The organism is Ciceribacter lividus, from assembly GCF_003337715.1.
Classification (GTDB): domain Bacteria; phylum Pseudomonadota; class Alphaproteobacteria; order Rhizobiales; family Rhizobiaceae; genus Allorhizobium; species Allorhizobium lividum.
Window position 1 is genome coordinate 1 of sequence record NZ_QPIX01000028.1, and the last position, 1,327, is coordinate 1,327.

The following is a 1,327-nucleotide window of genomic DNA, read 5'->3' on the forward strand; positions in this document are numbered from 1 at the left end:
CCAGTCGCCGGTCATCCAGAAGGTGTTCTTGCCGCCTTCGACGCGCCGCGACAGGGGACGGCTGTGGGCGCCGGTGATCAGCAGATCGCTGGACCTCAGGATCATCGCGCCGCCGCTGGCGGTGGCTGCGAGGCTCGCCTGCAGGTCTTTGAGCGTCACAAGTCCGCCGCCGCCGCCACCACCGCCGCCGCCACCGCCGCCGCCGCCACCGCCACCGCCACCGCCGCCGCCGTTCTTCGGGACGCGCGCGATGAAGGCATGACCATTCGCCAGTTCGCCGACGACGACGCTGCCGTCGCTGTTGGTGCCGAACGCGTTCCTTGTCTGCAGGTCGGCTGCGACGTCGATGCCGGAGCCGATGAGCCAGTCCTCGACGCTCTGCATCCCGCTGCCCTCGGTCCAGCGGAAGGCTCGCCTGGGTGTCTCGCCAATGTCTGCACCGTCGGTCGCGGAGCCGACGACCACCATGCCGTCGGCGGATACACCATAAGCCCACGAATAGTTGCCGCCGTTGATCGTGCCGAGGTTTACCATGCCGCCGCCCTCGGTCCAGCGGAAGGCGCGCGTGGCATTGCCCAACGCACCGTCGTAAGCGGCGCCGACCACCACCGCGCCGTCGGCAGACACACCACTGCCCCACGAACGGCCGCCGTCGTTGATCGTGCCGAGGCTCACCATGCCGCCGGCTTCCGTCCAGCGGAAGGCGCGGAAGGCATTGCCCGACGCGCCATCGGCCGCGTTGCCGACCACCACCGCGCCGTCGGCGGAGACGCCAGTGGCCTGGGAATAGCTGCCGTTGTTGAGCGTGCCGAGGCTCACCATGCCGTCGCCCTCGGTCCAGCGGAAGGCACGATCCTGCCCGGAAAGCCCGTCTTTCGCCTGGCCGACCACCACCGCGCCGTCGGCGGACACACCATAGGCCCACGAATAGTTGCCGCCGTTGATCGTGCCGAGGCTCACCATGCCGTCAGCTTCCGTCCAGCGGAAGGCGCGCTCGACATTTCCATCGGGGCCGTCGTAAGCGATGCCGATCACTACCGAGCCGTCGGCGGACACACCATTGGCTTCCGACCAGTAGCCGCCGTTGAGCGTGCCCATGTCCTGCGTGCCGCCCGCCGCGGTCCAGCGGAAAGCATGGTCCCATCCCGATGCGCCGTCGTTCGCAACGCCGACCACGACACTGCCGTCGGCGGACACGCCCCTGGCCGTCGAGTAGGGCCCGCCGTTGAGACCTCCGAGGTCGGTGATGCCCGTATCCTGTGCCCGTGCCGCCTGCGGCAGTGCCAGCACCGCCGTCAGGGCCAGCCACATGGCCGCCGCCTCGGGG

At 69.9% G+C, this 1,327-nt stretch carries 1 pseudogene; it reads right to left on the reverse strand.

The window, feature by feature from the left end:
• Positions 1-1,311 (reverse strand): annotated as a pseudogene (locus DFR48_RS21685) (hypothetical protein); the annotation flags it as partial.
• Positions 1,312-1,327: the final 16 nt, after the last annotated feature.